Origin of the sequence: Enterocloster bolteae, assembly GCF_002234575.2 — a bacterium.
Lineage (GTDB): Bacteria > Bacillota > Clostridia > Lachnospirales > Lachnospiraceae > Enterocloster > Enterocloster bolteae.
Genome location: NZ_CP022464.2, coordinates 668,107 through 694,546, shown reverse-complemented (window position 1 = coordinate 694,546; position 26,440 = coordinate 668,107). Strand labels below are relative to the sequence as shown.

Below are 26,440 nucleotides of genomic sequence, written 5' to 3'. Positions count from 1 at the left end.
AAATTCATCAGGACTTCACAGCGCCCTCCGACATGCCGCCTGCAATCTTGTTCTGTATGAGGCAGAAGAAAATGACAGAGGGAAGCACCACCAGAGCAGATGCTGCCATCATGTCTCCCCAGTCCAGTATCTCAGCTCCGTCCAGGGAGCGCAGGGCCACCGCAACAGTCATCTTGCTGGTATTATTCATCAAAATCAACGCATACAGAAACTCATTCCAGGTGTTGATGAAGGTATAGATGGCCGTGGCCACCACACCGGGCGCCACCAGGGGAAGCACCACCTGGACAAAGGTCTGCATTTTATTGGCCCCGTCGATTCTGGCCGCCTCCTCGATTTCCAGGGGTACGGTCCTGAAGAATCCGGTCAGAAGCCACACCGCATAGGGCACGGAGAAGGACAGGTACACGATAACCAGGCCAATCCTTGTGTTAATCAGTCCCAGCTTTCCCATGACCACAGAGTAGGGAATGGCCAGAAGGATGGGCGGGAATATGTAAGTGGTCACCAGCACCTTGGACATGGCTGATCCCAGCCGCTTAAAGAACCTGACGATTCCATAGGCTGCCAGCGCAGCCACCGTAATGGCAATCAGGGTTGTCACCAGGGAGATGATAACGCTGTTTCTTATATTGACAAAAAACTTAAGGTCGTTGATAACATGGGCGTAATAGTCAAAGGTCCATGTCTCAGGCCAGAAGGCCGTGGGATTTCCCGTCAGTTCACCCTTGCCCTTCAGGGAGGATATGATAATCCATACCAGCGGGAAAATGGAGATAAGGGTCAGAATAATCAGGTATATATGGCTGATAACGTTTCCTGCTTTAAACTTTTTCATTTACTGTCCTCCTTTTCCCACTTATTGATGACCGCGAAGTAGATGCCGCATATAATCATCAGGAATATAAACAGCAGCACGGTCACTGCCGATGAACGTCCGATCAGCTTGGTGCTCCATCCCATATTGTAGGCGTAGAGCGGTATGGTCTGGGTGGTGCCCGCCGGTCCGCCGCCCGTAATCAGGTAAATCAGGTCAAAGTTGTTAAAAATCCACACGGTCCTTAGAACCACCAGCAGTCCCACCACCATCTTGATATGGGGCACTGTGACATAGTAGAAGGACTGCCACGGCCTGGCCCCGTCTATCTGGGCGGCCTCGTACTGGTCCTTGGGAACTGTTTCCAGAGCCGAGAGCACATTTACCATAATCATGGGCGCTCCGAACCATATATTAATCAGCACCAGGCTTACAAAAGCCAGCGTACCGCTGGTCAGAAACTGGGGCGCGGCCTCACAGATTCCCAGCTTCACCAGGATATTCGGCAGGAAGCCGTACACTCCGTTGAGAATCCATTTCCAGGAAAATGCAATGACGATGGAGGGAAATGCCCAGGGAATGATGAGAAGGGTCTTGTAAACGCCCTTACACACCTTAATCCGCTTCAGGGCCAGGGCAGCGGTAAAACCCACTGCTATCTGTCCCACCAAGGACAGGACCGTCCATTTCAGGGAATTGAAAAATGAAAGCCAGAAGCCGCTGTCCCTTAACACCTCTGCATAATTCTTAAAGCCAATGAATTTATAGGCCGGCTTAATCAGGTTTTTGTTTGTAAAGCTGTATACGATGCTGGAACAGATGGGATATATGAATAATGCAATTACAATGACGATTGCAGGAAGTACAAACAACCACCTTGTATAACTTTTCTTCCCCAAGATTTCCTCCTCCTTCTCAGTATTAGAGCGTGTCTCAAAAATGCATGCGCTTTTTCAGACACGCTCCGCGACAACTTATTCAGCTGTCTCAAACAGTGCGTTCAGTTTATCTTCTGCTGTTTTGGCAGCAGTCTTTACATCTGTCCCGTTGGTAATGATATCCTGGAACATATCCTCGATCACATGGTTGTTCTGCATAATACCAGCCTGGACATTAGGACCGTGCTCATAACCAAATGCAGTACCGATATCGGCTGCCGCTGTCAGCACTTCCTCTGCATGTGTAAACTGCCTGATGGTGTCATCATCCTTGTATGCATCTGTGTCAGCGATTCCCTTGATGGCAGGAAGCATGCCCACCGGGGTTGCGTGCAGGAATTCGACGTATGTATCCTCATCATAAAGAGTTTTCATAAATGCCTTGCAGATTTCGGGATGCTTGGAAGCCTTCCACACAACCATAGGCGTGTTTGTGGTCATGATTCCCTCGTCCGGGTCATCCGCGTTGATTTTTGGAATCGGATAGCAGTCCACATACTGGAGCAGGTCCGGCGAGTTGGCTGCAACACCTGAAATCTGGAAGCCGGAGTTAAAATCAAATGCGGTTTTGCCCTGGTAATACAGGGTAGCCTGGTCCAGCACATCAAAGTTAATGGAATCCTTAGGCGAGCAGTCATTGTATACCTTCAGCCAGTAGTTGATGCCGTCAATGGCCAGGTCGCTGGTCAGGTTGGCTTTCAGGTCATCGGTCAGCAGGCTGCCTCCGCCGCTTCTCACATAGAAATCCAGGAAAAAGGTTGCCTGGAAGTCATTTGTCCCGCATGGGAAGGACAGTCCGTAGACGCCGTCCTTTGTAAGGGCCTTGGCTGTGTCGTAAAGCTCGTCCCAGGTCTTTGGAACCTCCAGACCGTTTTTCTCCAGCAGGTCCTTCCTGATCCACATCACATGGGCGTGTCTGTAAAGGGGAACAGAATAGTTATTGCCGTCCATGGTGCCCTCGGATATGGCTGCCTCTGCGAATTTGTCACGGCCGATGTCGTCAATCAGGTCATTGATGGGCGTCAGGGCATCTGCGTTAATCATCTCCGCAACCTGTGCCGGAAGGGCGGTGCTCATATCAGGTACATTGCCGGATGCAAGCCCGGTGGTCCACTTGGTATAAAAGTCATTCCATGAGAATGTCTCAATATTGATTTTCACATCCGGGTTTTCTTCCATAAATTTGTCTGCCGCCTTCTGGATGGTCTCCAGTCTTGGCCCCTGGGTAAATGAATGCCAGAACGTAATCTCACCTGAAAGCGCTCCCTCTGTTCCGCTGCCGCTTCCGTCCTGGCTCCCCGTATCCTGTGCCTGGGACTGGCTTCCTGCTTCTTTGGAACCGGAAGCCTCTGTGGATGAACCGGAACTGCCGCATCCGGCCAACAGTGCTGCTGCAAGTGCTGCCGCAAGAATAAAGCTTACATGACTCTTTTTCATATCATTTCTCCTTTTTCTGAATTATTTCCGTCCGTCATTCTGCTGTTTCTATAGGTATTATATTGATTTTCTTTATGCATTTCAACATTCTGGACAACTTATAATAGCACAAAACAACCACTATACTATTTTTTTATCCAGTTTTGGTTTTGAGCAGGCAGGGACCTGTCCCCGTATCTTTGGGAGACAGGAAAAGGACAGGGCCGGAACCTGATTCCGGATACCTGTCCTTTTGTATCTGATGTTTCTTATCTCTGCTCCCTGCTTCTTATTTTCACTCTCCTGCTGTTTCCGTCACAATCCATTCCTTCTTAATCTGCCACAGGGCCGCCTGGACACTTTTGGCCCCGGATTCCTCCCCTGCCCGAATCTGCTCATGATGACGAAACAGCCTGGGCCAGCTGCCCATGATTTTCTGTTTCAGCTCCGGATAAAAACCAGTGAGAACCGCGTCCATCTCCCTGACCCCCCGCTGCTTTAAATACGCCTGGAAAGCCAGCTCATCCGCCTCATCTTCGCCCAGGTATTTAAGGCACAGAATCTTATTCCAGTCATACATGTCAAAAAACACAGCCTCATTCCTGGGAACACAGAGCGTCAGTGTCCTGGTTCCGGCCGACTGGTCCAGGCTGTACAGGTTCATAAAGGACCAATAGGGAAATTCCGCCCCCTCAGGTTTGGGAACCAGCTTCGCTGCCTCCTTCACGAACCATCTGTAGACAGTCAGGAAAATAGGGCCGCTTTCCCCATATTTTCTGCGCACATACTCCTCACGTGAAAAACAGCGGCCGTCCCTCTCTATGGCCTTTAATACAGCATCTGCCTGTGCCGCGTATAAAATCACCTTATCACCTGTGTCACCCATTCTTTTCTTATCTCCCATATATTTCCATATTTTGAGTCATTCCCTAAAATCACACTGTCATCAAAAAGCCGGTCCCAGCTGGCAATAATTTCCCTCTTAAGATGGGGATAGAACTGGGACATGTATGCCTTGGCATCGCTTACCCCGTACTGCTCCATCATATCCTGATGGCGTCTGGCATCCGCCTTATCCTTTGGTATGTAGGAGTAATTGAGGATGCTTCCCCATTTTTCTATATTGACAGAGGTAATACGGTCCGGTTCCAGGGTCAGCTCCAGTATAACGGCGCCCGGACTGGGAAGCATGACCGCCTCACTGGTAAATGAAACCCATACCGGATACTCCACATCCCCGGGCTTCCTGGCCGCGTCCGGACTGTGCCTTACCAGCCAGTCATATACCTCCAGCACCAGTCCCGCATGCTCCTGCAGGTCACTGCGGATATATTCCCGCCTGGCAATGTACCTGCCATTTTCATTCAGCTCCTTCAGCACATTTTCATGCTGCTTTGTCCATACCTTGATTTGTTCCATCCCGCCATCCATCCTCTCTCTATTGTTTTGTCACCCCTACTCCTGCGACATCTTCCTGTACCGTCCCGGCGTCATCCCAAACGCCTGCCTGAATACCCGTGTAAAATGGTTGGCATCCTCGAACCCCACATCGTGGGCAATACAGTTCACAGGATCATTGGAAACCAGCAGAAGCCTGGCTGCCGTGGTCAGACGCACCTGGCGTATAAACTCTGTGGCGGTCTTCCCTGTGGCCTCCTTAAACAGACGCCGGAAAGTAGTCTCAGCCACTTCCGCCATACCGCTTAATTTATCTGAGGTATATTCCTCTGTGGGATTTAACATGATATAGTCAATAACGGTCTGTATCCTGGGGTCTGTCTGCACCGTGGATTTCTTCACCCTTTTTCGTATCTGCTCCAGGTTGTACTCCAGGCCGTTGATCTCCGCCTTCACATCATCCGGCTCATCGGAGTTCAGAATGTCAATCAGGCTGGCGATCAGAGTGTCAAGGGCTCCTCTTACGTGAAAGGATTTTGACTTTTTGTCCGTGCGCACCCACTTATAGATATCGCTGAAATAAGGTTCGATTCCCTCCCCCACATCCATCACCAGGGGAAAGTTATAGTACTCCCTGAGGAAATTGGCCCCCTCGTAGAACACGGATGTGGTAAAACGGATGCTGTAAAACGCAAACGTATCCTCCAGCGCCTTACATGACAGCCAGCAGCCCTCCGGTATATAGGACACCTGTCCCTTCCTCACAATGACCGTCTCCCCGTCTACCACAAACTCAGCGCTTCCGTCAATGATATAGCGCAGCATATTGTACGGTATGGCGCTCTCCGGGTACGTCCAGGTACGTCCGAAGGAGTATTTATCTATATACAGAAAATTAAACCGGATGGTATTCATGAATGAGGAAAGCGACTGCATGATGTGCACCCCCCTTTTAACAGTATTGCCTTATTACTTCCGGCCCACCGGCACTTCCGGTTTCGTAATCTTAATCTGCCCGCCGTCCGGACCTTTATATTTTGATTGTATCAAATCACGCCCCCAATAGCCAGACCCTTGACAGAAAATTTTATCCGATGGGATTTTATACGCATATTTGTCCACACAGGCCGCCGCATTCCCTTCCTGCCTCTTCCCGGCCTCTTTCCGGCTGTTTGCCTCTCACCGCCCGATTCCCAGCTGTTTAATCAGCTGTTCAATCCCCTCAGGACTGTCCGCAAATGTTTTCACCGGCGCCCCAACCATTTCACCGCACTCCTCCACCGTAATGGTGCCATGGCGCAGGACAGGCCCCTGTTCCAGCTCCACGGTGTAGTTCCAGCTGACCTGTCCCAGGTTATCGGTCAGGGCAATGAGCACACAGGCATATGCTTTCATCCGCTCCTCAAACACAGCTGAATTGGACGTGCTCTCCTCAAAGTTAAGCGTCCAGCCATAGGGCTCACCGGAGGTCTGGAGCTCATTCTTAAAGCTTCCCAATTCTCTTGATATTCCCAATGTGCCTGAGAGCCTTCCGTCTGCCGAGGCATCGCCTATATACGGATTCCTGGCCCTGTACAGTTCATTGGCCAGGCTGCTGATCAGGTCTCCGTTACTCTTAATCGTAATACCCTGGATATTCAAATCCATTCCACCGCCGGGAAGCGCCAGTTCCAGGTTAAATGTGCCGCTTCTGTTCCAGAATGACGGCAGACAGGAATAGATGACCAGCCTCTTTGCCCCGTCCTCCTGCACCAGCTTATATCCCCTGTAAACAGCGGCTGAATCTGCCATGACTCCTCCCACATTCACCTGTTCCCCATTGACATCGGTGTAGGTGAGCACATATGACTCCGTGGGATATCCTATTACAAACAGCTTCATAAAAAGTGCTGCCGCCATAAACAGGAACACCCCTGCTGCCGCCAGAACCACGTTCCTTACATTCTTTCTTCTTACCTTTTTCAGATAATCAATTTCCGGCGGTTCTCCTGCTGTTTGGGAAGCATCCCCTTCCATCTCTGCCTTCATCCGCTCATACATTTCCCTGCAGGTCTCACATTCCTCCAGATGGCTGCGGATTTCCCGGTCCGTTGTTTCAGACGTCAGGCCGTCCGCATACATAGGCATTAAATCCTGAATAATCTCACATGGTATTCTGTGGTTCATAGTTTTCCTGCCTCCTTCACGACTCTCTCTTTCCCGCGGTAATAGGTCACCCTTGCCCAGTTCTCGCTGCGCCCCATGATTTCCCCAATCTGCCCGAAAGTAAGGTTTCCCACCAGCCTGAGGTACATAACCTCCCTCATGGGGTCCTCCAGGCCGTGAACCAGCTTCAGTATCTGCACATTGTCCCATAAACAAAGAGCCCGGGACTCTGCGGATTCCACAGATACCTGTTCAGCCTCATCCAGGGGCACATGGTCTTTCTGCCTTCGCAGATAATCACGCCACAGATTCTTGGCAATTGCGCAGAGCCAGGTGGATATGCTGCTTTCTCCCTTATACCCGCCGATGTGTTTCACAGCCTGGTAAAAGGTCTCCTGGGTCAGTTCCTCTGCCAGGCCGGGGTCCCGGGTCCTGGTTAAGAGAAAACCATATATCATTTTTCCGTGTTTCATATAAATTTCTTCCATGGAATCCATATACGCATTTCCTCCTTCTGTTAATTAGTGTCCCGTACCCAGGATTCGTTACAGAAAAATAATAATAAAACAGACCCGGCCAGAACCAGGAATATAATATCCCGGATATCTGGCTGGGTCCTGATTGCTTTGAGCCCATTGCCCCGTTTTTATGTTCTGAAGCCCTATTGAGGATTTTTCTCTCAGGCCTTGGGTATATCCAGTGTCTGTCCCTCATATATCAGGTTCGGATTCTTCACTGAGCCGGAATTAAGCTGGTAAATAAGCTCCCATTTCAGAGGATCTCCCAGGGCTGCTGTGGTTTTTGCAAAACTGGAATGCCTCGCTGGGGGAAGATGGTTTCTCCACGTCAATCTGATAGTAGAGCGGCTCAAATATTGCTCCGTCCACCCGCACTTCCTCTTGGCTGTCATCCACCAGAAACAGACACTAAACAGCCTCGTTCATCCTTGCCAGCTTTGCAGCCTGGTCTGCCGCAATCAGATTATCCAATAGCTCCTGAATATCCCCGTTCATAATAGAATCAATCTTATACAGTGTCAGCTTGATTCTGTGGTCCGTCACGCGGCCCTGAGGGAAGTTGTAGGTACGTATCTTCTCAGAGCGGTCACCGGTACCGATCTGGCTGCGGCGCTCCTCTGCCTCTGAGCTCTGGCGTTTTTCCAGCTCAATGTCGTACAGCTTGGAACGCAGCAGGCGGAATGCCTTTTCCTTGTTCTGAAGCTGGGATTTCTCTGTCTGGCTGTAAATAACGATTCCCGTAGGCATATGGGTCAGACGAACCGCGGAGTCTGTTGTGTTGACGCACTGTCCGCCGTTGCCCGATGCGCGCATAACGTCGATACGGCAGTCGTTCATGTCAATCTGCACGTCCACTTCCTCGGCCTCAGGCATAACGGCCACAGTGGCAGTGGATGTATGGATGCGGCCGCCGGATTCTGTCTCAGGCACACGCTGGACGCGGTGCACGCCGCTCTCATATTTAAGCTTGGAGTACGCGCCCTTGCCCGTAACCATGGCAACCACTTCCTTGAAACCGCCGATGCCGTTTTCATTAAGGCTGACAATCTCCACCTTCCATCTCTGGCTGTCCGCATAGTTTGAATACATGCGGTAAAGTTCGGCCGCAAACAGAGCTGCCTCGTCTCCGCCTGCGCCTGCCCGGATTTCCAGAATAATGTTCTTGTCATCGTTAGGGTCCTTTGGAAGCAGGAGAATCTTAAGTTCATGCTCCAGGTCCTCAATCCGCTTTCTGGCATCGGACAGCTCTTCCTTGGCCATCTCCCGCATCTCCTCGTCGCTCTCTTCCTCCAGAAGGGCCAGGCTGTCCTCCACATCCTGCTTTGCCTGCTTGTACTGCTTATAGGCCTCCACAATAGGAGCCAGGTCAGCCTGCTCCTTCATGAGCCTGGTAAAACGCTTGGTATCCTGGGTCACATCCGGGTCACCCAGCATAAGCATCAGTTCTTCATAATGAATCAACATATCATCCAGCTTATCAAACATATCTATCTCCTGCTCCTGCGATTATTCCAATTCCAACCACTACATTAACCTGTTACCTGTGTTTCTCCCGGTCCGGCATCCCGGTCCGCGCCAGCCGGGCGTTTATGTCTAAGCGTTTATGTCCGCCCTCTCACCCCCGGCCTCACCGCCTGGCCCTCACCACCCGGTCCTGTCCTGCCAGATCCTGAAATGTCCTCACATCCCTGTATCCCCCGGACCGGAACAATCCTTCCACTGCCTCTGACTGGTCATATCCAATCTCCATATAGATACTTCCGCCCTCCGCCAGATGATTCCGGGCCTCTTCTGCCAGGATTCGATAAAAGGTCAGCCCGTCATCACTTCCGTCCAGGGCAATCCTGGGCTCATGGTCCCTTACCTCCGGAGCAAGGCCCTCTATGACCCGGCTGGGGATATAAGGCGGGTTTGAGACAATGACATCAAAGGTCCTGTCCGTCTCCAGAGCGCTGAACATATTGCTCTCAAACAATTCAAATCCGCCCTCGTATCCGCCCAAAAGCCTGTCACGGTTTCCGGCTGCCACCTTAAGGGCCTCGGCCGACACATCCAGGGCAGCCACATGACGGTATCTGCCCATGAGCGCCAGGCTGATGGCAATGCACCCGGAACCGGTGCACATGTCCAGTACGCGTTTTTCCCTGTCATTCTGTTCCTCCAGGACCAGCTCCACCAGTGTCTCCGTGTCCTGCCTTGGTATCAGCACATGTTCATTTACAAGGAACTCAAATCCCATGAACTCCTGCGTTCCGGTCAGGTGCTGGAGAGGGGTCCGGCCTGCCCTGGCTTCTATGAGCCTCATAAATTCCCGGCATTTTCCCTCTGTCTCCTCATCCTTCCCCAGCTCCCTGGCCTTCAGGGCCAGAAAAGACGCCAGATTCAGATGAAATACCTCCAGAAGCAGATACCTGGCATCCAGCTGCGGATCCGGCACCCCGGCCTTATTCAGTTCCTGAACACCCTGCCACAACAGCTGCTGCATGGTCATGTTTTACTGCTCCTTCACTGTCATTGCCTTTACCATTTCTGCTGACTTTATCATTTTCACTGCTTTCATCATTTCCATTTCCGCCATCATAGTGCCTGCTTTTCTGCCATCCCGGAAAATTCTCATCCAGATAAGCCCGCCAGTCAAACACTGTCTCCACTGCCGCGATAGCCACCTCTATCATGCTGTCATCCGGCTCCGTGGTTGTCAGTCCCTGCATCCACATGCCGGGACGGCTGAGCACATTCACCAGCCGTGAGTCATGGCGTCCCGCAAAACGCAGGAACTCATAGGACACGCCCGCGATCACAGGTATCAGCACAATCCGGCTCACCACACGCAGCCAGACCGTATCCACCCGTATCACCATAAAAAACAGGATGCTGATAACCATGACAATCATAATAAAGCTGGTACCGCACCGTTTATGCTCCTTGGAACTTGCCCTTACATTGTCCACTGTAAGCTCCAGCCCGTGCTCGATACAGTTGATGCACTTATGCTCTGAACCGTGGTACATAAAGGTCCTCCTGATATCCTCCATACGGGATACCAGCTTGATATAGGCTATGAAAATGACGATTCGTATTACGCCCTCCAGTATGGCCATCACTGTGTCGGAATGGATGAATCCTCTGCATATATTGGCGATAAACAGGGGAAGCACCATGAAAATGCCAATTGCCATAACAAAGGAAAATACCATAACCACTGTCATGAGCGCGCTCTCCAGCTTCTCGCCGAAAACCTTATCCAGCCACGCCTCAAATTTACCGGGCTCTGCCTCCTCGTCGTCCTCAAAAAAACTGCAGGACCAGGTGAGGGCCCTCATGCCCACTACCATGGAATCTATAAAACTGAAAATACCTCTTACAAAGGGAAGACCTAATACTTTATGCTTCTTGGTCATACTCAAATAGGTATCCTTTTTCACCTCAATATCCCCGTCCGGCTTGCGGACCGCAATGGCGTAGTCATTGCCGTTCTGCATCATGATGCCCTCGATTACGGCCTGACCACCAATTCCTGAATATTTCATTCCTTTAACCTTTCTGCTGTACGAAAAAGAAACCCTCTTTCCATGATTTCCCATGAATTCAGAAAGGGCTGAGCCTGCTCCCAAGCTCAACCCTCATCTCTTTGCTTATTAGTTAGCATTCATGCCATATTTACGATTGAACTTATCAATACGTCCACGAGCCTGAGCAGCCTTCTGCTGTCCGGTGTAGAATGAATGGCACTTGGAACAAACCTCAACGTGGATGTCCTGCTTTGTTGAACCTGTTACGAACTCATTACCACAGTTGCAGACAACCTTTGCCTGGTAATAGCTTGGATGGATTCCTTCTTTCATGATTTTCACCTCTCTGATATTATTTGCGGTTTCCGACCGCGGCCTGTGTATGCCAATCTGTCTCTGTACATTACAGGCAGCCGGCCGTATGCCGTCACCAGAACGCACAGATATCAGCAATAACTAAGTTAAACGCGCCCTCACCGTAAGGTTCTGACTCACGCGAACGCTAAAACTGCCGTCAATTCAGACAGCTTACATAGTATATCATAGAACCCCGGGACTTGCAAGATATTTTTTTGAAAATGTGGACAAATATCTAACTGGATATGGGGTCAGGATATAGGGTTACTTCCAGCACTCCGGAAGCTCAGGTTCCCGTACCCTCACCGGCTCAGGATAAATCTCACCATGCAGTTCCAGCTCCACCCGCTCAATAATTTCCGGCTTCACCGGACGGTTGACCTCCACACCTTCTATGGGGAAATCCGTCACAGGCACTGTCTCTACCTTTTCCAGCCTGTATAACTCATCCATGCCCTCCAGAACACGGCCGAACACAGGATAAATGCCCCTGTGGTCCGGACAGTCCCTGAGGGGGAAGAAAAACTCGCAGCCTGCCAGTCCTGCCTCACCGTAGCCGCCCATGCACACGGCTCCGGGATGGGAGTCCAGGGGTACCACGTCCGGGTTCAGTTCAAACTCATTGGGAATCAGATACCGGCATTCCTTCTTTCCAAAGGCCGTGTAGCTGACATCCACCCAGTTTCCCGGCACAATCCGCTCAATGGCATGGTGGTCCAGGTATCCCCTGGAGGCTGTATAGATAAAGCTGTTCACTGTATTGGGCGCTGACTCCGGCAAAAGCTCTATGACAATGTTCCTGCCGTTGGCCATATGTAATGTTGCGATTGGATTCATATATCCTCCTATATAACCTCTGTTAGCCGGTTACGGATGAACCGATTATCTCAAATTCCTTGGAATAGTGGTTGAGCACCTCGCATCCATCCTCTGTCACCAGCACCAGATCCTCCACACGGACGCCGGTATCCCCGGGCAGATAGATTCCCGGTTCAATGGAAAATATCATTCCCGGCTCCGCTTTCTGGGTATTCACAGAGGACACGTCTCCGAATTCATGCTCTCCCAGACCGATGAAATGCCCCAGCCTGTGGGTAAAGAAAGGTCCGTATCCCTGTTCAGCGATCAGGTCCCTGGCCGCCCCGTCCAGCTCGCACAGAGGTACGCCCGGACGTATCTTTGAGATAGCTGTCTCATTGGCACTGCGGACAATCTCATAAATACGGCGGTGCTCGTCACTGGCTTTGCGGAAGTAAAAGGTACGGGTCATATCGGAACAGTACCCGTCCTTGATGCAGCCCACGTCAAAAAGCACTGAATCACCCGGCTTTATAACGGTGCCGTCCGGTCCATGATGAGGGTCCGCCGCGTTGGCTCCAAAGGCCACCAGCGGTTCAAAGGAAAAACCGTCCGCCCCCAGGTCCATATATATCTTAAGCATCTGGTCTGCAACCTGACGCTCCGTGACGCCTTCATGAATCAGCGTTTTGAACACTGCCATGGCCTTATCATTGATGTCAGAGGCAGTGCGCATCTTATCCTGCTCCTCCTCATCCTTAACACCCCTTGTCCTGTCCACGGCAATGGAGGAATTTACAAAACCGGCAGCAGCCTCCATCTCCATAAGGGGCAGCAGAAACCGGGCCTTTAAATCCTTATCAACGCCCAGCGGGCTCTCCTTATCCAGATAGCCTGCCACGATTTCCGCCGCCGGGTCTGTATCCGAATACCACACCTTCTCCACACCCACATCCTCAGGCACGGTAAACAGCTTATTCAGAAAATACACATGTTTCCCGTCCTCCCTCAGGTAAAGGGCATAAAACCGTTCAAATGGCTCCACATACACGCCTGTGAGATAGTAAATGGACATGGGGTCCACAATCAGCATCTGTCTCAGCCCCATTTCCTTCAGGGCTTCCATGATACGCTCCGCTCTCTTCTGCTTCATGATAATATCCTCCTCTTCTAAAACTGCTTTCTCAGCTTGGGGTCCAGCAAATCCCGAAGACCGTCGCCGATAAAATTAGCGCCTACAGCCATTGTAAAGATCGCCAGTCCCGGAAAGCCGGCCACCCAGAACTTATTGAAATAGTCAGCTCCATCCGAGACCATCATACCCCACTCCGGCGTTGGCGGTGCAGAGCCCAGTCCCAGAAAGCTTAAGGTGGAGAACATCAGAATCTGGTTTCCGATGTCCGTGGTAGCCATAATCAGAACCGAACTGATGCTGTTGGGTATGACCTCCTTCATCAGGATCCGGATTCTGGAGGCGCCCAGAACCTCGGAAGCCGCCACATATTCATTTTCCTTTACACTCAGCACCACGCTGCGCATCATACGGGCATAGGTGGGCCATGCCACCACAATCAGGGCAAACATGGTGTTAAACAGGTTGGAACCCATAACCGCATTGATAATCATTGCCAGGATCAGGGAGGGGAAGGACAAAATCATCTCTGAAAAACGCATCATCACATTGTCCACCCAGCCGCCCACATAGCCTGCTACGGCTCCATAAAATGTACCGATAAAACCTGCTATGACTACGGTAAGGCAGCCTGCCAGCAGGGAATACCTTCCTCCGTAGAGCACACGGCTGAAAATGTCCCTTCCAAAGTTGTCCGTGCCAAACCAGTGCTCTGAGGACGGAGCCTTTAACCGCTGTCCCAGGTCCTGGACAATCGGGTCATAGGGAGCCAGCGCCGGCGCCAGGATGGCTGCCGCAATCCATGCCAGACAGATAATTACGCCCAGCGTAAACAGGTAATTGGATTTAAATAACCGCTTTATAGACTGTACCATCAGCTGCACCTCACTCTCGGGTCAATGATTCCGTATAATATATCCACCACTGTATTGATGACCATATAATTCAGTGCAATCAGCAGGGCCACCCCGATGATGGACGGGAAATCCACAGAAAGCACGGACTCATAGGCAAACTGCCCCACACCCGGCCAGTTGAAAATGGTTTCCACCAGCACCATGCCGCCTAACAGGTTGCCCAGGCCCAGACCGATGACAGTGAGCACAGGAATCAGGGCGTTTCCAAGGGCGTGGCGGATAATCAGTCCCGGCCTTGACAGGCCCTTGGCCTTTGCCGTACGGATATAGTCTGTAGACATAACGTCCAGAAGATTGGAGCGGGCTGTCCTGGTAATCAGTCCCATGGTAAAGGCCGCAAGCACGGTTCCCGGAAGAATCAGATGGCTGGCAGCGTCCAGTGCCTTGGGGATATTTCCCTCCAGCAGACTGTCAATGACATACATGCCCGTAACCGTGGCCGGCGCCGTAAAGGCGTTGCTCAGGCGGCCCGGACCCGGAAACAGTTTCAGCTTGTAATAGAAGAAATATAATACCAGCAGGGCAAACCAGAAGCTGGGAATGCTTACGCCTGTAACGGATATGGCCCGGACCGTCTGGTCCAGGATGCTGTTGCGCCGGATGGCGGATATAATGCCGAACAGCACCCCTAAAATGGCGGCAATCACAATGGCAAACAAAGCCAGTTCAATGGTGGCCGGGTAACACCTGGCCAGCTCCGACAGCACCGGTTTGTTTGTGCGCATGGAAGTTCCCAGGTCAAACTGTAAAAGATTCTTCATGTACAGGATATACTGCACGGGCAGGGGCTGGTCCAGGCCGTATTTTGCCCGGTAGGCAGCCACGATCTCAGGATCATTTAAGGCTCTCTGGCTCAAGTTAGCCACGGTGGGGTCTCCCGGTATCATTTTCGTCAGTATGAAAACCAGGGTGGCGACACCAAACAGCATGACTACCAGATACACCAGTCTTTTTCCTATAAATTTCAGCTGTTCCATACGATACCTCTCTTTTCTTATGTTTCAATCCATACTATATAAAATTCAATTTTATGTTGTATTCCAGTCTCATACAGATATTCCCGTCAACGGTATCCCCTCCGGGATGGACGTTCACGGCAATACCTGCCGCCGCTTAAACTTCTGACCTGACCGGGGCCGGCGCCAGACAGCACTGTTTACGGAGCCTGCGGGCAGGAAGATATCTGCCTGCCCGCAAAACAGTTCCGTATATAACATTATTACTTCACGTTAATCAGAGTCAGATCCAGGGCATAGGGGTCTGATATGGCCACTCCCTCCAGCCTGGTGTTATAGCCGATATGGGACGGAGCCTGCGCCACCATAATGAAGGGCCCATGCTCGTACATTGCATCCTGGATTTCCTCCAGAACAGCGATACGCGCGTCATTGTCCGTTGCAGACATGGTTTTTTCATACATGGCTGCCAGCTCCGGATCCATGTCGGCGCTCCATCCGGCCCTCTTTCCAACCACTCCGCCCGGAAGGAATTCCAGCTGCACATTGGGGTCGTTATAATCGGTTCCCCAGTACATAACCGTAAAGCCCAGGGTTCCGTCGCGGTAAGCATCGCCGTATCCTGCTGCCCATGGCTGTGAAACAATATTTACATTGATTCCCACCTGTGACAGGTCATCCTTAATCTTCTGGGCCAGGTCTGTCAGGAGAATTCCCTCCATATCCAGGTCTGTCACAGTCAGGTCCACATCAAATCCGTCCGGGTATCCTGCCTCTGCCAGCAACGCCTTTGCTTCCTCCAGATTTGTATAGTCAGCAGGCCTCTCGCCCTTGCTTCCCATGAAACCCACCTGGATGATATCATAAGGAGTGATGGTGCCGCTTCCGCAGATAGTCTGGATACCGGTGTAATCCAGGGCCTTGCGGATGGCATTCTGGACCTGGGGGTTGGACACAGGGCCGCCGTAGGCTTCATCCATGTTCATCATCACAAATCCAACTGTCTTGGTTGCTCCGTTGATAATGGAAATATTCTCAGCGCCTTCCAGCTCGGACATGGTGTCGTCTGTCATGTTCATGGCCACATCAATATCCCCGCCGGACAATGTCATCATCTGTGTGTTGGCATCAGGCTGTATCTTAATAATGAACTTGTCAACATTAGTGGCTTCTCCCCAGTAATTGGGATTCTTTTCCAGAACAACTTCCTGGTCCGGAATATAGCTGGTCATCACATACATGCCGGAACCCGCGCTGGCCGTATCCAGATAAGACTGGGCTGTATCGGCGGATGACGCGTCCTCTGCGTCCGTGCCGCCGTGCTCCTTCACAACCGCGCTGTCCAGAACAGCCGTGGAGCTGTAGGTCAGCTTGGACAGAATAGCGCTGTCAGGCTGGGTCAGATGGAACACCACCGTGTAATCGTCAGGGGCTTCCATGCTCTCAATGGTATCGCAGATAAAGGATGGGTTTCCCTGAAGGTTTTTGCAGCGGTTGATGCTGAAAAGAACATCCGCGCTGGTCATGGAATTGCCGCTGGCAAATGTCACATCCTGTTTCAGCTTAACGGTCAGTGTGAGACCGTCCTCTGAAAATTCATAGGTATCGGCCAGACAAGGCTCCGGCGCGCTGTCATTGCTGTAGAACTTAAACAGGTTCTCGTAACAGGCATTGACAATGAGAGGCGGATACTTCTCATATACATACCCTGGGTCCAGGGTGGAAAATCCGGAGCCCATGGCTACCACAACCGTATTGGAACCGGCTGCCTGTGAAGCCCCCTCAGTGGCGGTGTCTGTCTTGCCGGCCGTTGTGCCGTCTGCGCCATTGCCTCCGCATGCGCTTAAGGCAAATGAAACTGCAAGGCACAGAGCCGCAGTCAATAACTTCTTTTTCATAATAGACCTCCTCTAGGTTTATTGAGATGCCAGTGTTCTGGCAGTGTCTCCATATTACAATCTTTTACTGGTTCCGTGTTTCCTCAGGCCGGTGTCTTCAGACCAGAATCTTCAGGCCGGTGAAGCCCTAATACAGGTGGCAGGCCACAAAATGCCCTTCAGCCACTTCCTTTAACCGGGGCACTTCCTGGCGGCACCTGTCGCAGGCCTTGGGACAGCGTGTATGGAACCGGCAGCCTGAGGGCGGATCCGACGGACTGGGAACCTCCCCCTCCAGATGGATCCGCTCTGTTTTCACACCCTGGTCCACCTGGGGAATGGCTGATAACAGCGCCTCCGTATACGGGTGATAACGCTTTTCATACAGCTTATCATAATCAGCAATCTCCACCATATTACCAAGATACATGACCCCCACCCGGTCGCTGACCTGGTAGACCACGTTCAGATTATGGGAAATGAAGAAATAGGTCAGTCCCAGCTTTTCCTTTAACTCCTGGAGCAGGTTCAGCACCTGGGCCTGAACCGATACATCCAGCGCGGATACTGCCTCATCGCAGATAATGATATCCGGCTCCAGAGCCAGCGCCCTGGCTATGCCGATACGCTGCTTCTGTCCTCCTGACAGCTCATGGGGATACCTGCTCAGACAGTACAAATCCAGTCCCACCAGGTTAAGGAGCTTCATAATGCGGGCCTCCACATCCATCTTCCCCTTCATCCCGTGTATCTCAAAGGGTTCCATCAGAATCTGGCGTACGGTACGCCTGGGATTCAGACAGGCAGAGGGGTCCTGGAATATAATCTGGACTTTCCTGCGCATTTTCTTTAAATCTGCTCCCTTTAGCCCTGCTATGTCCGTTCCGCCCATATAAATGTGGCCCTCCGTTGGTTTCAAGAGGCGGACAAGGGCCCTGCCCAGGGTACTCTTGCCGCAGCCGCTCTCCCCCACCACGCCAAAGGTCTCACCCTTCATGATGTGGAAGCTTACGTCGTCCACCGCCTTCACGGTCCCGGACTTCTTATCCTTTCCCTTAAAATATACCTTTACATGGTCGGCCTTAACCAGCACTTCCCTATTGTTCTTGTCTTCATTTATACTTTCGTTTATGTCTCTGTTCGGATTCTGTGCCATACATTAAGCCTCCTTCCCCGCAGCCTGGTCTTCAAACAGCCAGCAGCGGACCTTCCGCTCCTCTGAAAGCTGCTTCATGGGCGGACTGACTGTCCTGCACCGCTCTGTGGCATGAGGACACCTGGGCCAGAAGCTGCACCCCTTGATCCGCTCCGTGGGGTTGGGCACCATCCCCTCTATGGTGGACAATGGCTTCCTGTCCTTTGTGATGACAGGTATGGCATTCAGCAGCCCAATGGTATATGGATGCTTGGGATCCCGGAACAGTTCCCCGGCCGGCGCCTGCTCCACGATATGGCCCGTATACATGACAATGACCGTATCGCACAGCTCGCTCACCACTCCCAAATCATGGGTAATGAACAAAACCGAGGAGTGAAGCTCCTCGTTCATCTCGCGAATCAAATCCAGAATCTGGGCCTGGATGGTCACATCCAGAGCCGTTGTGGGCTCATCCGCAATCAGTATCTGGGGCTGGCAGGCCAATGCCATGGCAATCATCACACGCTGCCTCATACCTCCCGACATCTGATGGGGATACTCATGGGCCCTTACCTCAGGATTGGCGATTCCCACTGCTTTCATCATGCGGATGGCTTCCTCCATGGCTTCCTTTTTCTTCATGCCCCGGTGCAGACGCAGGGATTCCGCAATCTGTTTACCGCACTTGATAATGGGATTTAAGGAGGTCATTGGTTCCTGGAAAATCATGGAAATTTCATTTCCCCTGATTTTCTGCATATCGCGCTCAGAGGTCTTCACCAAATCCCTTCCAAGGTATAAAATCTCCCCTCCTGTGATCTGTCCCGGAGGGTTGGGAATCAGCTGCATCATTCCCAGAGAAGAAACACTCTTGCCGCTTCCGCTCTCTCCTACGATACCCAGCTTTTCACCCTTATGTAATACATAGCTCAGATGGTCCACCGCCTGAACGGTGCCCTCTGCTGTCCTGAATTCCACACATAAATCTTTTACTTCCAATATGATATCTGTCTGTGTCATTTTATCCGCCCTTTGTTTTATTGCATCAAAGCGTCAATGCGGTGCCAATGTATTCACCCGCAGTTTTCTGCATATATACTCAAAACGATACCACATTTTCGGGGATAATTCAATATATAGATTGACCTGTTTTGCCCGGAAACAGGTCAAAACCAGCATAGAAACGCATAAACAGGACGCTGCCAAGGCTGTTTTAACAGCTTATTTACAGCGTCCTGCTCTTATGCTCTGTTATTTCTTACTCTTCACATCCCAAGGTTTCTTCCAATAAATGGCATCCACATTACATTCTTTCATACATTCGCCGCACTGTATGCATTCCCTGTCTCCCACCTGTCTGACATCCATTTTACAGGTGCGCACACAGCGCCCGCAGTCAACGCAGGTATCCCTGTCAATCCTCACCCCCAGCAAAGCCACAGGGGCAAACAGGGAATAGATGGCCCCCAGAGGACAGAGGATGCGGCAAAAGCTTCTGTACAGAAAACAGGCGCTTACCAGTATGACTGCCAGCACAAGAACCTTCCAGTGAAAGAGGGCCCCTGCCAGACCGCTCAGGGAATCGTCCAGAAGCACCAGGGGAATTCCTCCCTCCAGTGTCCCCGCGGGACATATGTACTTACAAAAGGCAGGAACAGGAAGGCCGGAGGCTGCCTTAAATACCACCGGCAGTATAATGACAAACACTGCCAGGATCACATATTTCACCTTGGACAGCTCCTGTGTGACACGGTTCTTTTTTATCTTGGGAACAGGTATCCTGTAGAGAAGCTCCTGCACCAGGCCAAAGGGACAGAGGAAACCGCATATGGTCCTTCCCATGGTAACCCCAAAGAGCAGGAGAACTCCCAATATATAGAAGGGAAGCTTCCTGTCCATGGCGGACAGGGCATTCTGCAGGGTACCTAAAGGACAGGATCCGACGGCTCCCGGGCATGAATAGCAGTTCAGTCCGGGAACACACAGTCCTTTTGACCTTCCCTTATAGATGGACGCCTCCGCAAATCCCTTCAGGTTCAGATTATATAATAATGCCGCACAAAGCTGTATCAAACGCCGTTTCATTGCTGCTGCCCTCTCATGGTCATAGTCTTCTGCCGCTGCCCTCTTATCCGATTCCGATGCATTCCAGGCACACCCTCACTGCCTTGCGGAAGGCATCCTGGTAACCTCCCTGGGCGGCTCCGGTGCACAGGAATACTATGCCAAGAACAAGAAGGATAACCGCCACCTTATTCTGTCTGCACCAATCCATCATATATCAACGCTCCCTGTCTTACACCCCAAGGGCTTCCTTATATCTCTCATACATCGTGTCCGCATCCAGGGCACCGGTGGATATATGGGTCACCCTGCCCTCCGCGTCCACCACCACTGTATAGGGAATGGAATTCGTGGGATACAGCATGGATATGGAATACTCCTCATCCAGCACTACCGGGAAGGTGTATCCGTTCTCCTCCACAAAATCCTTCACTGTCCCGGCATCATCCCCGCAGTTCACCGCGATAATACCGATTTTGTCCCCAAAATCATCCTTCAGGCGCTCAAAGGCCGGCATCTCCTTGACGCATGGACCGCACCAGGTTGCCCAGAAATTGATGATAACAGGCTTTCCCTGCAGTTCAGACAGCGTAATACTGGTGCCGTCAATAAGCTCCCCTGTAAAATCAGGAGCTTGAACACCCTCCTTAATAGGCATGCCCGGCTTGAACTCAATCACGCCGTCCCCCTGGTCAGCTGCTGCCTCTGCATCTGCCTGGCTGCCGTCTGGGGACGGCTCCCGGCCTGCTTCACCGGCTTCTCCTCCTTCCCGGGTCTTTTCCGGCCCGGATTCATTGTTCCCTGTATCCTTCGGCTTGTCAGTTCCCGTGCCGTTTTTCTCAGTTTCTGCGCTGCTTTCCTCAGCCGCCGTGCCTTCCTTTTCAGTCCCCTGGGCCTGCTCCGTTTTCCGGTCAGCCTTATTCTGGTCTGCCGTCTGGCTGCATCCCGTTATCTGCAAGGCCAGGAAAATGGCCAGCGCCGCGCCTGCAGCACTCCTTTTCACGACCTTTTTATTTCTGTAAAAATGTTCTCTCCTCATGTGTTATTCCTCCCTTTTCAACTATATGGAATAGACAAAGAAACCCAGAGAATGCCACTTGTGCCATTCTCTGGGTTTTACTCTAACATAATTATTATTTTCTGTCCACCCGGCTTTATGGGGTTTGTATGAAAGTTTTATTAAGCTTTCATGAAGATGCCTGCTACACCTCATCTACCACGGGAACCACTTCCCGCTCGCTGTAGTGGTGTGCTTCCTCAAGCATCATATCCTTTACCTTCATAAGCCTTGTCTGGGAGCTTCGCTCATTCTCATCCAGCTTCATGGTGATATAGCGGATGTTTGACTGGGTATCGGGAATCATCACATGCTCCAGCGCGTTTACACGGCGGCGGGTCTTTTCAATCTCCGCTGCCATGAGCTGGCAGGATTTTTCGCACTCAGCCAGACGCAGCATGTCAGGCAGTAAATCTGCCAGACTCTTTACCGCATCATCCAGGTCACTGGAAGTAAATGCAAAGCCGTAGGAATAGATGTCGTTAGGGTCTGAAGTCCTGGTCTTATACTTGAACACAGGAATCTCCACACTCATGACGTTTTTTGTCTCAGTTTCCAGATAGACCTCCTGCTTGGGAGCCATCAGGGCTACGTTCAGGGCCTCATCTGTCATGCCGGAACGTGCCAGCACGAAATTCTGGTTAGCCGCAGCGATGCCTGCCTCCACCTTCTCGCGGAGGGCCTTGTTCTCACGCACCAGGTCCAGGAACTGACGCATCAATTCATCCCGCTTGTCTTTCAGAAGCTTGTGCCCGCGAATGGCTGTTGCCAGCTTTTTCTTAAGGCGGGTAAGCTCCATACGGGTGGGATTTACATGTTTTGCACCCATGTTATGTCAACTTCCTTTCTGCCGGCCGGAAACCTGGGCGCGCATCCATACCGCACATGGCGGCGGGGCTGCACACCCTGGCTGTCCCTGCCGGGCTGTGACTGCCAGTTATTTTGCTTCGTAATACAAATCAAGGAATTTGTCCTTAATACGTTTCAGCTCGCTCCTTGGGAGGATGCGCAGAAGCTTCCAGCCGATTTCCATGGTCTCTTCGATATCACGGTCAGCATAGTAGCCCTGGGATACATACTCCTTCTCGAACTCGTCAGCAAACTTGGCATACAGCTTATCCATATCTGTCAGGGCTGCCTCGCCCAGAATGATCATCAGTTCCTTTGCGTCCTTGCCGCGGGCATAGGCTGCAAAGAGCTGGTTCATGACATCTGCGTGGTCTGCGCGTGTCTTGCCTTCACCGATACCCTTATCCTTAAGACGGGACAGGGATGGCAGTACATCAATAGGAGGTGTTACATTCTTACGGTACAGCTCACGGCTCAGGATAATCTGTCCCTCTGTGATGTAGCCTGTAAGGTCAGGAATCGGATGGGTCTTATCATCCTCAGGCATGGTAAGAATCGGAATCATGGTGATGGAGCCGTTCTTGCCCTTCTGACGTCCGGCTCTCTCATACAGGGAAGCCAGGTCAGTGTACATATATCCCGGATAACCGCGGCGGCCCGGAACTTCCTTACGGGCTGCGGAAATCTCACGCAGAGAGTCTGCGTAGTTGGTAATATCAGTCAGGATAACCAGTACGTGCATGTTCTTTTCAAATGCCAGGTACTCTGCTGCTGTCAGAGCCATACGCGGAGTTGCGATACGCTCTACGGCAGGGTCGTTAGCCAGGTTGATGAACATAACGCTTCGGTCGATAGCGCCTGTCTCGCGGAAGCTCTCCATGAAGAAGTTTGCCTCCTCAAAGGTAATACCCATGGCTGCAAACACAACGGCGAAGGACTCGTCGGTGCCGCGCACCTTTGCCTGACGCGCAATCTGGGCAGCCAGGTTGGCGTGCGGAAGACCGGATGCCGAGAAAATAGGCAGCTTCTGGCCGCGGACCAGGGTGTTCAGACCATCTATGGCGGAAACGCCAGTCTGGATAAACTCCTCAGGATAGCTTCTGGCTGCCGGGTTCATAGGCAGGCCGTTGATATCCATACGCTTCTCAGGCAGGATGTCGGGACCGCCGTCAATGGGCTTGCCCATGCCGTCAAACATACGGCTGAGCATATCCTCAGACACGCCTAACTCCATGGTACGTCCTAAGAAACGCACCTTACTGGAATCCAGGTTGATACCTGTAGACGCCTCGTACAGCTGTACCATGGCATTGCCGCCGTCTATCTCCAATACCTTGCAGCGGCGTCTCTCGCCGTTAACCAGCTCGATTTCTCCCATCTCATCATAGGTTACTCCCTGTACGCCGCGGACCAGCATAATAGGACCTGCTACCTCTTCAATTGTTCTATATTCCTTGGGCATTAGAAGTCCTCCTTTCTGCTCAGCTCACTGTTAATCTCTGACTCCAGGGTCTTGATGACATCCTCGTAAACCTTATCCAGGTCAGCTTCCTCTGTATATTTGAAACGGCCGATAGCCTCGCGCACAGGAAGGCCTACAAGACGCTCGATATTCACGCCCTGTGCCAGAGCCTCCCCTGCCTTGTCATAGTATGCCAGCATCAGCATCATCATCATGTGCTGCTTCTTCAAGGACGTAAATGTATCAATCTCATGGAAGGCGTTCTGGTGAAGGAAGTCCTCACGGATGGAACGGGCTGCTTCCAGTTTTAGGCGGTCAGGTGCGGATAATGCGTCCATACCTACCAGCTGTACGATTTCATTTAACTCAGACTCTTCCTGCAGCAGGCGCATAAGACGGGCGCGCAGCTCGGTCCAGTCGCTCTCCACTTCTGCGTTGAACCATTTTTCCATGGTGTCCACATACAGGGAGTAGCTGGTCAGCCAGTTGATGGCCGGGAAATGTCTCTTATATGCCAGATCCGCATCCAGGGACCAGAATACCTTTACGATACGCAGGGTAGCCTGTGTAACCGGCTCGGAAATATCGCCGCCTGCAGGGGATACTGCTCCGATAACGGAAAGAGCGCCCTCGCGGTTGTCCTGGCCCAGGGAGATAACACGACCGGCACGCTCGTAGAACTGTGCCAGACGGGAACCCAGGTATGCAGGATAACCTTCCTCACCAGGCATCTCCTCCAGACGTCCTGACATCTCTCGAAGAGCCTCGGCCCAACGGGAAGTGGAGTCTGCCATCAGGGCTACGGAATAACCCATGTCGCGGAAATACTCTGCAATGGTGATACCTGTATAGATAGATGCCTCACGGGCAGCAACAGGCATGTCGGAGGTATTGGCAATCAGCACAGTACGCTCCATCAAAGACTTGCCTGTCTTTGGGTCCTTCAGTTCCGGGAACTCGTTCAGAACGTCGGTCATCTCGTTTCCGCGCTCGCCGCAGCCAATGTAAACCACGATATCTGCGTCAGCCCACTTGGCCAGCTGGTGCTGTACAACCGTCTTGCCGGAACCGAAAGGTCCGGGAACAGCCGCAACACCGCCCTTTGCAATTGGGAACAGACAGTCGATAACACGCTGTCCTGTTACAAGAGGCATATCAGGGGACAGCTTTCTCTGATAGGGACGGCCCTTACGTACAGGCCACTTCTGCATCAGTGAAACAGGATGCTCCTGTCCCTTCTCGTCTGTCACAACAGCCACTGTATCAGTAACCGTATACTCTCCGCCGCTGATATAGGTAAGGGTGCCGCTAACGCCAACAGGAATCATGATCTTCTGCTGTACCACATCGGTCTCCTGAACCGTACCGATGATGTCGCCGCCGCCTACCTTGTCGCCCGCATTTGCAGCGGGTACGAAGGTCCACTTCTTCTCACGCTTCAGGGAGGGAACCTCCACGCCGCGGTTTAACAGGTTTCCGCCTGTTTTCTCCATAATGGCATCCAGGGGACGCTGGATACCGTCGTATATACTTCCAATCAGGCCAGGCCCCAGCTCCACGCTCATGGGTACGCCTGTGGATTCCACCGGCTCCCCGGGTCCCAGTCCGGATGTCTCCTCGTATACCTGGACGGAAGCCTTATCGCCATGAATCTCTATAATTTCGCCAATCAGACGCTGTTCGCTGACTCGAACCACGTCGAACATGTTCGCGTCGCGCATGCCTTCTGCGATGACCAGCGGACCGGCTACTTTTTTAATTACGCCTTTGCTCATCTTTTACCTCCATTGTTATTGCCCATTAAATATAATATCCGAGCCAACTGCCTGCTCCACTGACTTCTTAACTGCCAGAATACCTTTTCCCGTATTGCCTGATATGCCGGGAATCAGTATAATGGCCGGAAGGCCAGCCTCACGGTAGCGGTTGATCTCCGGTTCAATCTGAGCGGCCAGGGCCTCTGTAATGTAAATTACTGCATAGCCGCTTTCTGCCAGATCCTTAACCTTCTTTCCTGCCTCCGCCGGGTCTGTCAAAGGAAATGGTTCCAGACCCAGGCTGGCGAAACCGTAGATACTGTCCCGGTCGCCCATAACTGCAATCTTATACATACATCTCCCTTATCCTTTCCCGGATGGACTCCTCGGGAAGATGGTTTAATTTCCCGGAAAGCACAATCCGAACTGATTTAATCTCGTTCTCCCGTGCCAGAATATAAGCTGCCAGCGGACCCAGACCAAAGGCGCTGTACTGCTGGGGCTTAATCTTACGAATCAGCAGATTGTCGCACCACCGCTCAAAAGCTGAAGGTGAACGCCGCAATTCTTCCACTGCATCTGCATAGGCCGTGGTTTCCAGGTATGAACCGATGGAATCCACGCCTTCTATGGCTGCCTGAGCCAGACGGGCAACGTTGATGCTGCCGCATGGTGCCAGCGCCTGTTCCAGGAATGCCCTGTCCTTGCCGGTACGGGATGCCCGCACCGCCGTCTTTATATCTGCCGCCGCAACGGTCAGCTCCGCATAGAGTTCCAGGAACTCATTGCCGGAGGATTTGCCGGCTGCGCAGATTGCATCCAGGGCTGCTTTGTCGATTATGATATCGCAGAGCTGTCCGTCCTGGGTGTGAAGGAGAGCCTTGTAGGCTTCCTCCGCAGGTGTTCTCATGGCCGCTGGAAGATTCTGGAATTCCCTGGTCTGAACTGCTTCACGTATGAGCTTCACATCCACAGTCCCCTGCTCCATAAAGATGCCCGGGTATTCATCACCCATGCGGACCTCCTTGATGGCTGCCTTCAGATTGTGGTAGTCGTTGGCGTACAGGAACACGTCAAATACCGACATATCCTCCACCAGCTCGTTAATCAGCTCCCAGGTCTTCCTCTTCTCAATGGCCAGGATGTCAGCGGCATTTGTCATGCCGTCCTCTCCCCAGCCCTTCTCCATAAGAAGCTGGATACACTCGTCATAGTCTTTTGCAGCCGTCAGCTGCTCTAAAAATGCACCGGATAGCAGGGACAATTCTTTGGAACGGATGCGGGCTACTGCATAAACATACTGTTTGTCTGCCATTTAATTAGTTCCTCCCT

At 51.9% G+C, this 26,440-nt stretch carries 27 protein-coding genes; all 27 read right to left on the bottom strand.

All coding sequences use genetic code 11. From position 1 onward, the window contains the following. Positions 1-7: 7 nt before the first annotated feature. Entirely contained in the window at positions 8-838 is an 831-nt protein-coding gene (locus CGC65_RS03370) for a carbohydrate ABC transporter permease (protein WP_002568341.1), read from the bottom strand. Next, entirely contained in the window at positions 835-1,716 is an 882-nt protein-coding gene (locus CGC65_RS03365) for a carbohydrate ABC transporter permease (protein WP_002568342.1), read from the bottom strand. Before CGC65_RS03365 ends, CGC65_RS03370 begins: the two co-directional genes overlap by 4 nt. 75 nt (positions 1,717-1,791) lie before the next feature. Continuing rightward, positions 1,792-3,192, bottom strand: coding sequence for an ABC transporter substrate-binding protein (locus CGC65_RS03360; RefSeq protein WP_002568343.1), 1,401 nt, complete (start codon positions 3,190-3,192; stop codon positions 1,792-1,794). Positions 3,193-3,466: 274 nt separating this feature from the next. Continuing rightward, positions 3,467-4,057, bottom strand: a complete 591-nt coding sequence (locus CGC65_RS03355; protein ID WP_002568344.1) for a DUF3841 domain-containing protein — start codon at positions 4,055-4,057, stop codon at positions 3,467-3,469. Then, positions 4,033-4,590, bottom strand: a complete 558-nt coding sequence (locus CGC65_RS03350; protein ID WP_002568345.1) for a DUF3841 domain-containing protein — start codon at positions 4,588-4,590, stop codon at positions 4,033-4,035. The genes CGC65_RS03355 and CGC65_RS03350 overlap by 25 nt, the downstream gene beginning before the upstream one ends. A 36-nt stretch (positions 4,591-4,626) precedes the next feature. Further along, positions 4,627-5,505 carry a helix-turn-helix domain-containing protein gene (locus tag CGC65_RS03345; RefSeq protein ID WP_002568346.1) on the bottom strand — a complete coding sequence of 293 codons (879 nt, stop codon included), beginning with the start codon at positions 5,503-5,505 and terminating at the stop codon, positions 4,627-4,629. 243 nt (positions 5,506-5,748) lie between these two features. After that, positions 5,749-6,735 (bottom strand): DUF4825 domain-containing protein, encoded by a 987-nt coding sequence (locus CGC65_RS03340; RefSeq protein ID WP_002568347.1) that lies wholly within the window; start codon positions 6,733-6,735, stop codon positions 5,749-5,751. Continuing rightward, the gene (locus CGC65_RS03335; RefSeq protein WP_002568348.1) at positions 6,732-7,211 is read right to left on the bottom strand and encodes an RNA polymerase sigma factor; all 480 of its coding nucleotides are present in this window, start codon (positions 7,209-7,211) and stop codon (positions 6,732-6,734) included. The genes CGC65_RS03340 and CGC65_RS03335 overlap by 4 nt, the downstream gene beginning before the upstream one ends. 429 nt (positions 7,212-7,640) lie before the next feature. Further along, positions 7,641-8,717, bottom strand: coding sequence for a peptide chain release factor 1 (gene prfA / locus CGC65_RS03330; RefSeq protein WP_002568349.1), 1,077 nt, complete (start codon positions 8,715-8,717; stop codon positions 7,641-7,643). Positions 8,718-8,859: 142 nt separating this feature from the next. Further along, positions 8,860-9,723: a peptide chain release factor N(5)-glutamine methyltransferase gene (gene prmC / locus CGC65_RS03325; protein ID WP_002568350.1), complete on the bottom strand. Its 864-nt coding sequence runs from the start codon at positions 9,721-9,723 to the stop codon at positions 8,860-8,862. Continuing rightward, positions 9,677-10,846 (bottom strand): DUF1385 domain-containing protein, encoded by a 1,170-nt coding sequence (locus tag CGC65_RS03320; RefSeq protein ID WP_002568351.1) that lies wholly within the window; start codon positions 10,844-10,846, stop codon positions 9,677-9,679. The genes prmC and CGC65_RS03320 overlap by 47 nt, the downstream gene beginning before the upstream one ends. 24 nt (positions 10,847-10,870) lie before the next feature. After that, positions 10,871-11,077, bottom strand: coding sequence for a 50S ribosomal protein L31 (rpmE, locus tag CGC65_RS03315; RefSeq protein ID WP_002568352.1), 207 nt, complete (start codon positions 11,075-11,077; stop codon positions 10,871-10,873). Positions 11,078-11,365: 288 nt separating this feature from the next. Continuing rightward, positions 11,366-11,938 (bottom strand): peptidylprolyl isomerase, encoded by a 573-nt coding sequence (locus tag CGC65_RS03310; protein WP_002568353.1) that lies wholly within the window; start codon positions 11,936-11,938, stop codon positions 11,366-11,368. A gap of 22 nt (positions 11,939-11,960) precedes the next feature. Continuing rightward, entirely contained in the window at positions 11,961-13,052 is a 1,092-nt protein-coding gene (locus tag CGC65_RS03305; protein WP_002568354.1) for a M24 family metallopeptidase, read from the bottom strand. Positions 13,053-13,069: 17 nt separating this feature from the next. Then, complete coding sequence (locus CGC65_RS03300; RefSeq protein ID WP_002568355.1) at positions 13,070-13,906, bottom strand: ABC transporter permease; 837 nt, start codon at positions 13,904-13,906, stop codon at positions 13,070-13,072. Further along, the gene (locus CGC65_RS03295) at positions 13,906-14,925 is read right to left on the bottom strand and encodes an ABC transporter permease (protein WP_002568356.1); all 1,020 of its coding nucleotides are present in this window, start codon (positions 14,923-14,925) and stop codon (positions 13,906-13,908) included. Before CGC65_RS03295 ends, CGC65_RS03300 begins: the two co-directional genes overlap by 1 nt. Before the next feature lie 242 nt (positions 14,926-15,167). Beyond that, entirely contained in the window at positions 15,168-16,802 is a 1,635-nt protein-coding gene (locus tag CGC65_RS03290; protein ID WP_002568357.1) for an ABC transporter substrate-binding protein, read from the bottom strand. A 127-nt stretch (positions 16,803-16,929) separates the two neighbouring features. Continuing rightward, positions 16,930-17,937, bottom strand: a complete 1,008-nt coding sequence (locus tag CGC65_RS03285) for an ABC transporter ATP-binding protein (protein WP_002568358.1) — start codon at positions 17,935-17,937, stop codon at positions 16,930-16,932. A gap of 3 nt (positions 17,938-17,940) precedes the next feature. Beyond that, the gene (locus CGC65_RS03280) at positions 17,941-18,939 is read right to left on the bottom strand and encodes an ABC transporter ATP-binding protein (RefSeq protein ID WP_002568359.1); all 999 of its coding nucleotides are present in this window, start codon (positions 18,937-18,939) and stop codon (positions 17,941-17,943) included. A gap of 231 nt (positions 18,940-19,170) precedes the next feature. Next, positions 19,171-20,004: a 4Fe-4S binding protein gene (locus CGC65_RS03275; protein WP_002568360.1), complete on the bottom strand. Its 834-nt coding sequence runs from the start codon at positions 20,002-20,004 to the stop codon at positions 19,171-19,173. Positions 20,005-20,047: 43 nt separating this feature from the next. Continuing rightward, positions 20,048-20,197 carry a CD1871A family CXXC motif-containing protein gene (locus CGC65_RS31195; RefSeq protein ID WP_002568361.1) on the bottom strand — a complete coding sequence of 50 codons (150 nt, stop codon included), beginning with the start codon at positions 20,195-20,197 and terminating at the stop codon, positions 20,048-20,050. A gap of 18 nt (positions 20,198-20,215) precedes the next feature. Next, positions 20,216-21,022 (bottom strand): TlpA family protein disulfide reductase, encoded by an 807-nt coding sequence (locus CGC65_RS03270; protein WP_002568362.1) that lies wholly within the window; start codon positions 21,020-21,022, stop codon positions 20,216-20,218. Positions 21,023-21,185: 163 nt separating this feature from the next. Continuing rightward, positions 21,186-21,869 carry a V-type ATP synthase subunit D gene (locus tag CGC65_RS03265; RefSeq protein ID WP_002568363.1) on the bottom strand — a complete coding sequence of 228 codons (684 nt, stop codon included), beginning with the start codon at positions 21,867-21,869 and terminating at the stop codon, positions 21,186-21,188. A gap of 108 nt (positions 21,870-21,977) precedes the next feature. Further along, complete coding sequence (locus CGC65_RS03260) at positions 21,978-23,351, bottom strand: V-type ATP synthase subunit B (RefSeq protein WP_002568364.1); 1,374 nt, start codon at positions 23,349-23,351, stop codon at positions 21,978-21,980. Continuing rightward, a complete protein-coding gene (locus CGC65_RS03255) occupies positions 23,351-25,126 on the bottom strand; it encodes a V-type ATP synthase subunit A (protein ID WP_002568365.1) in 1,776 nt (591 codons plus the stop codon). Before CGC65_RS03255 ends, CGC65_RS03260 begins: the two co-directional genes overlap by 1 nt. Positions 25,127-25,141: 15 nt before the next feature. Continuing rightward, the gene (locus tag CGC65_RS03250; RefSeq protein ID WP_002568366.1) at positions 25,142-25,462 is read right to left on the bottom strand and encodes a V-type ATP synthase subunit F; all 321 of its coding nucleotides are present in this window, start codon (positions 25,460-25,462) and stop codon (positions 25,142-25,144) included. Beyond that, the gene (locus tag CGC65_RS03245) at positions 25,455-26,423 is read right to left on the bottom strand and encodes a V-type ATPase subunit (protein ID WP_002568367.1); all 969 of its coding nucleotides are present in this window, start codon (positions 26,421-26,423) and stop codon (positions 25,455-25,457) included. The genes CGC65_RS03250 and CGC65_RS03245 overlap by 8 nt, the downstream gene beginning before the upstream one ends. Positions 26,424-26,440 lie beyond the last annotated feature (17 nt).

What these genes read in the sequence shown, in the direction of transcription:
- CGC65_RS03370 (WP_002568341.1), bottom strand. Translation starts at nt 838, where the DNA reads ATGAAAAAGTTTAAAGCAGGAAACGTTATCAGCCATATATACCTGATT.
- CGC65_RS03360 (WP_002568343.1), bottom strand. Translation starts at nt 3,192, where the DNA reads ATGAAAAAGAGTCATGTAAGCTTTATTCTTGCGGCAGCACTTGCAGCA.
- CGC65_RS03355 (WP_002568344.1), bottom strand. Translation starts at nt 4,057, where the DNA reads ATGGGTGACACAGGTGATAAGGTGATTTTATACGCGGCACAGGCAGAT.
- CGC65_RS03350 (WP_002568345.1), bottom strand. Translation starts at nt 4,590, where the DNA reads ATGGAACAAATCAAGGTATGGACAAAGCAGCATGAAAATGTGCTGAAG.
- CGC65_RS03345 (WP_002568346.1), bottom strand. Translation starts at nt 5,505, where the DNA reads ATGCAGTCGCTTTCCTCATTCATGAATACCATCCGGTTTAATTTTCTG.
- CGC65_RS03340 (WP_002568347.1), bottom strand. Translation starts at nt 6,735, where the DNA reads ATGAACCACAGAATACCATGTGAGATTATTCAGGATTTAATGCCTATG.
- CGC65_RS03335 (WP_002568348.1), bottom strand. Translation starts at nt 7,211, where the DNA reads ATGGATTCCATGGAAGAAATTTATATGAAACACGGAAAAATGATATAT.
- prfA (WP_002568349.1), bottom strand. Translation starts at nt 8,717, where the DNA reads ATGTTTGATAAGCTGGATGATATGTTGATTCATTATGAAGAACTGATG.
- prmC (WP_002568350.1), bottom strand. Translation starts at nt 9,723, where the DNA reads ATGACCATGCAGCAGCTGTTGTGGCAGGGTGTTCAGGAACTGAATAAG.
- rpmE (WP_002568352.1), bottom strand. Translation starts at nt 11,077, where the DNA reads ATGAAAGAAGGAATCCATCCAAGCTATTACCAGGCAAAGGTTGTCTGC.
- CGC65_RS03310 (WP_002568353.1), bottom strand. Translation starts at nt 11,938, where the DNA reads ATGAATCCAATCGCAACATTACATATGGCCAACGGCAGGAACATTGTC.
- CGC65_RS03305 (WP_002568354.1), bottom strand. Translation starts at nt 13,052, where the DNA reads ATGAAGCAGAAGAGAGCGGAGCGTATCATGGAAGCCCTGAAGGAAATG.
- CGC65_RS03300 (WP_002568355.1), bottom strand. Translation starts at nt 13,906, where the DNA reads ATGGTACAGTCTATAAAGCGGTTATTTAAATCCAATTACCTGTTTACG.
- CGC65_RS03295 (WP_002568356.1), bottom strand. Translation starts at nt 14,925, where the DNA reads ATGGAACAGCTGAAATTTATAGGAAAAAGACTGGTGTATCTGGTAGTC.
- CGC65_RS03290 (WP_002568357.1), bottom strand. Translation starts at nt 16,802, where the DNA reads ATGAAAAAGAAGTTATTGACTGCGGCTCTGTGCCTTGCAGTTTCATTT.
- CGC65_RS03285 (WP_002568358.1), bottom strand. Translation starts at nt 17,937, where the DNA reads ATGGCACAGAATCCGAACAGAGACATAAACGAAAGTATAAATGAAGAC.
- CGC65_RS03280 (WP_002568359.1), bottom strand. Translation starts at nt 18,939, where the DNA reads ATGACACAGACAGATATCATATTGGAAGTAAAAGATTTATGTGTGGAA.
- CGC65_RS03275 (WP_002568360.1), bottom strand. Translation starts at nt 20,004, where the DNA reads ATGAAACGGCGTTTGATACAGCTTTGTGCGGCATTATTATATAATCTG.
- CGC65_RS31195 (WP_002568361.1), bottom strand. Translation starts at nt 20,197, where the DNA reads ATGATGGATTGGTGCAGACAGAATAAGGTGGCGGTTATCCTTCTTGTT.
- CGC65_RS03270 (WP_002568362.1), bottom strand. Translation starts at nt 21,022, where the DNA reads ATGAGGAGAGAACATTTTTACAGAAATAAAAAGGTCGTGAAAAGGAGT.
- CGC65_RS03265 (WP_002568363.1), bottom strand. Translation starts at nt 21,869, where the DNA reads ATGGGTGCAAAACATGTAAATCCCACCCGTATGGAGCTTACCCGCCTT.
- CGC65_RS03260 (WP_002568364.1), bottom strand. Translation starts at nt 23,351, where the DNA reads ATGCCCAAGGAATATAGAACAATTGAAGAGGTAGCAGGTCCTATTATG.
- CGC65_RS03255 (WP_002568365.1), bottom strand. Translation starts at nt 25,126, where the DNA reads ATGAGCAAAGGCGTAATTAAAAAAGTAGCCGGTCCGCTGGTCATCGCA.
- CGC65_RS03250 (WP_002568366.1), bottom strand. Translation starts at nt 25,462, where the DNA reads ATGTATAAGATTGCAGTTATGGGCGACCGGGACAGTATCTACGGTTTC.
- CGC65_RS03245 (WP_002568367.1), bottom strand. Translation starts at nt 26,423, where the DNA reads ATGGCAGACAAACAGTATGTTTATGCAGTAGCCCGCATCCGTTCCAAA.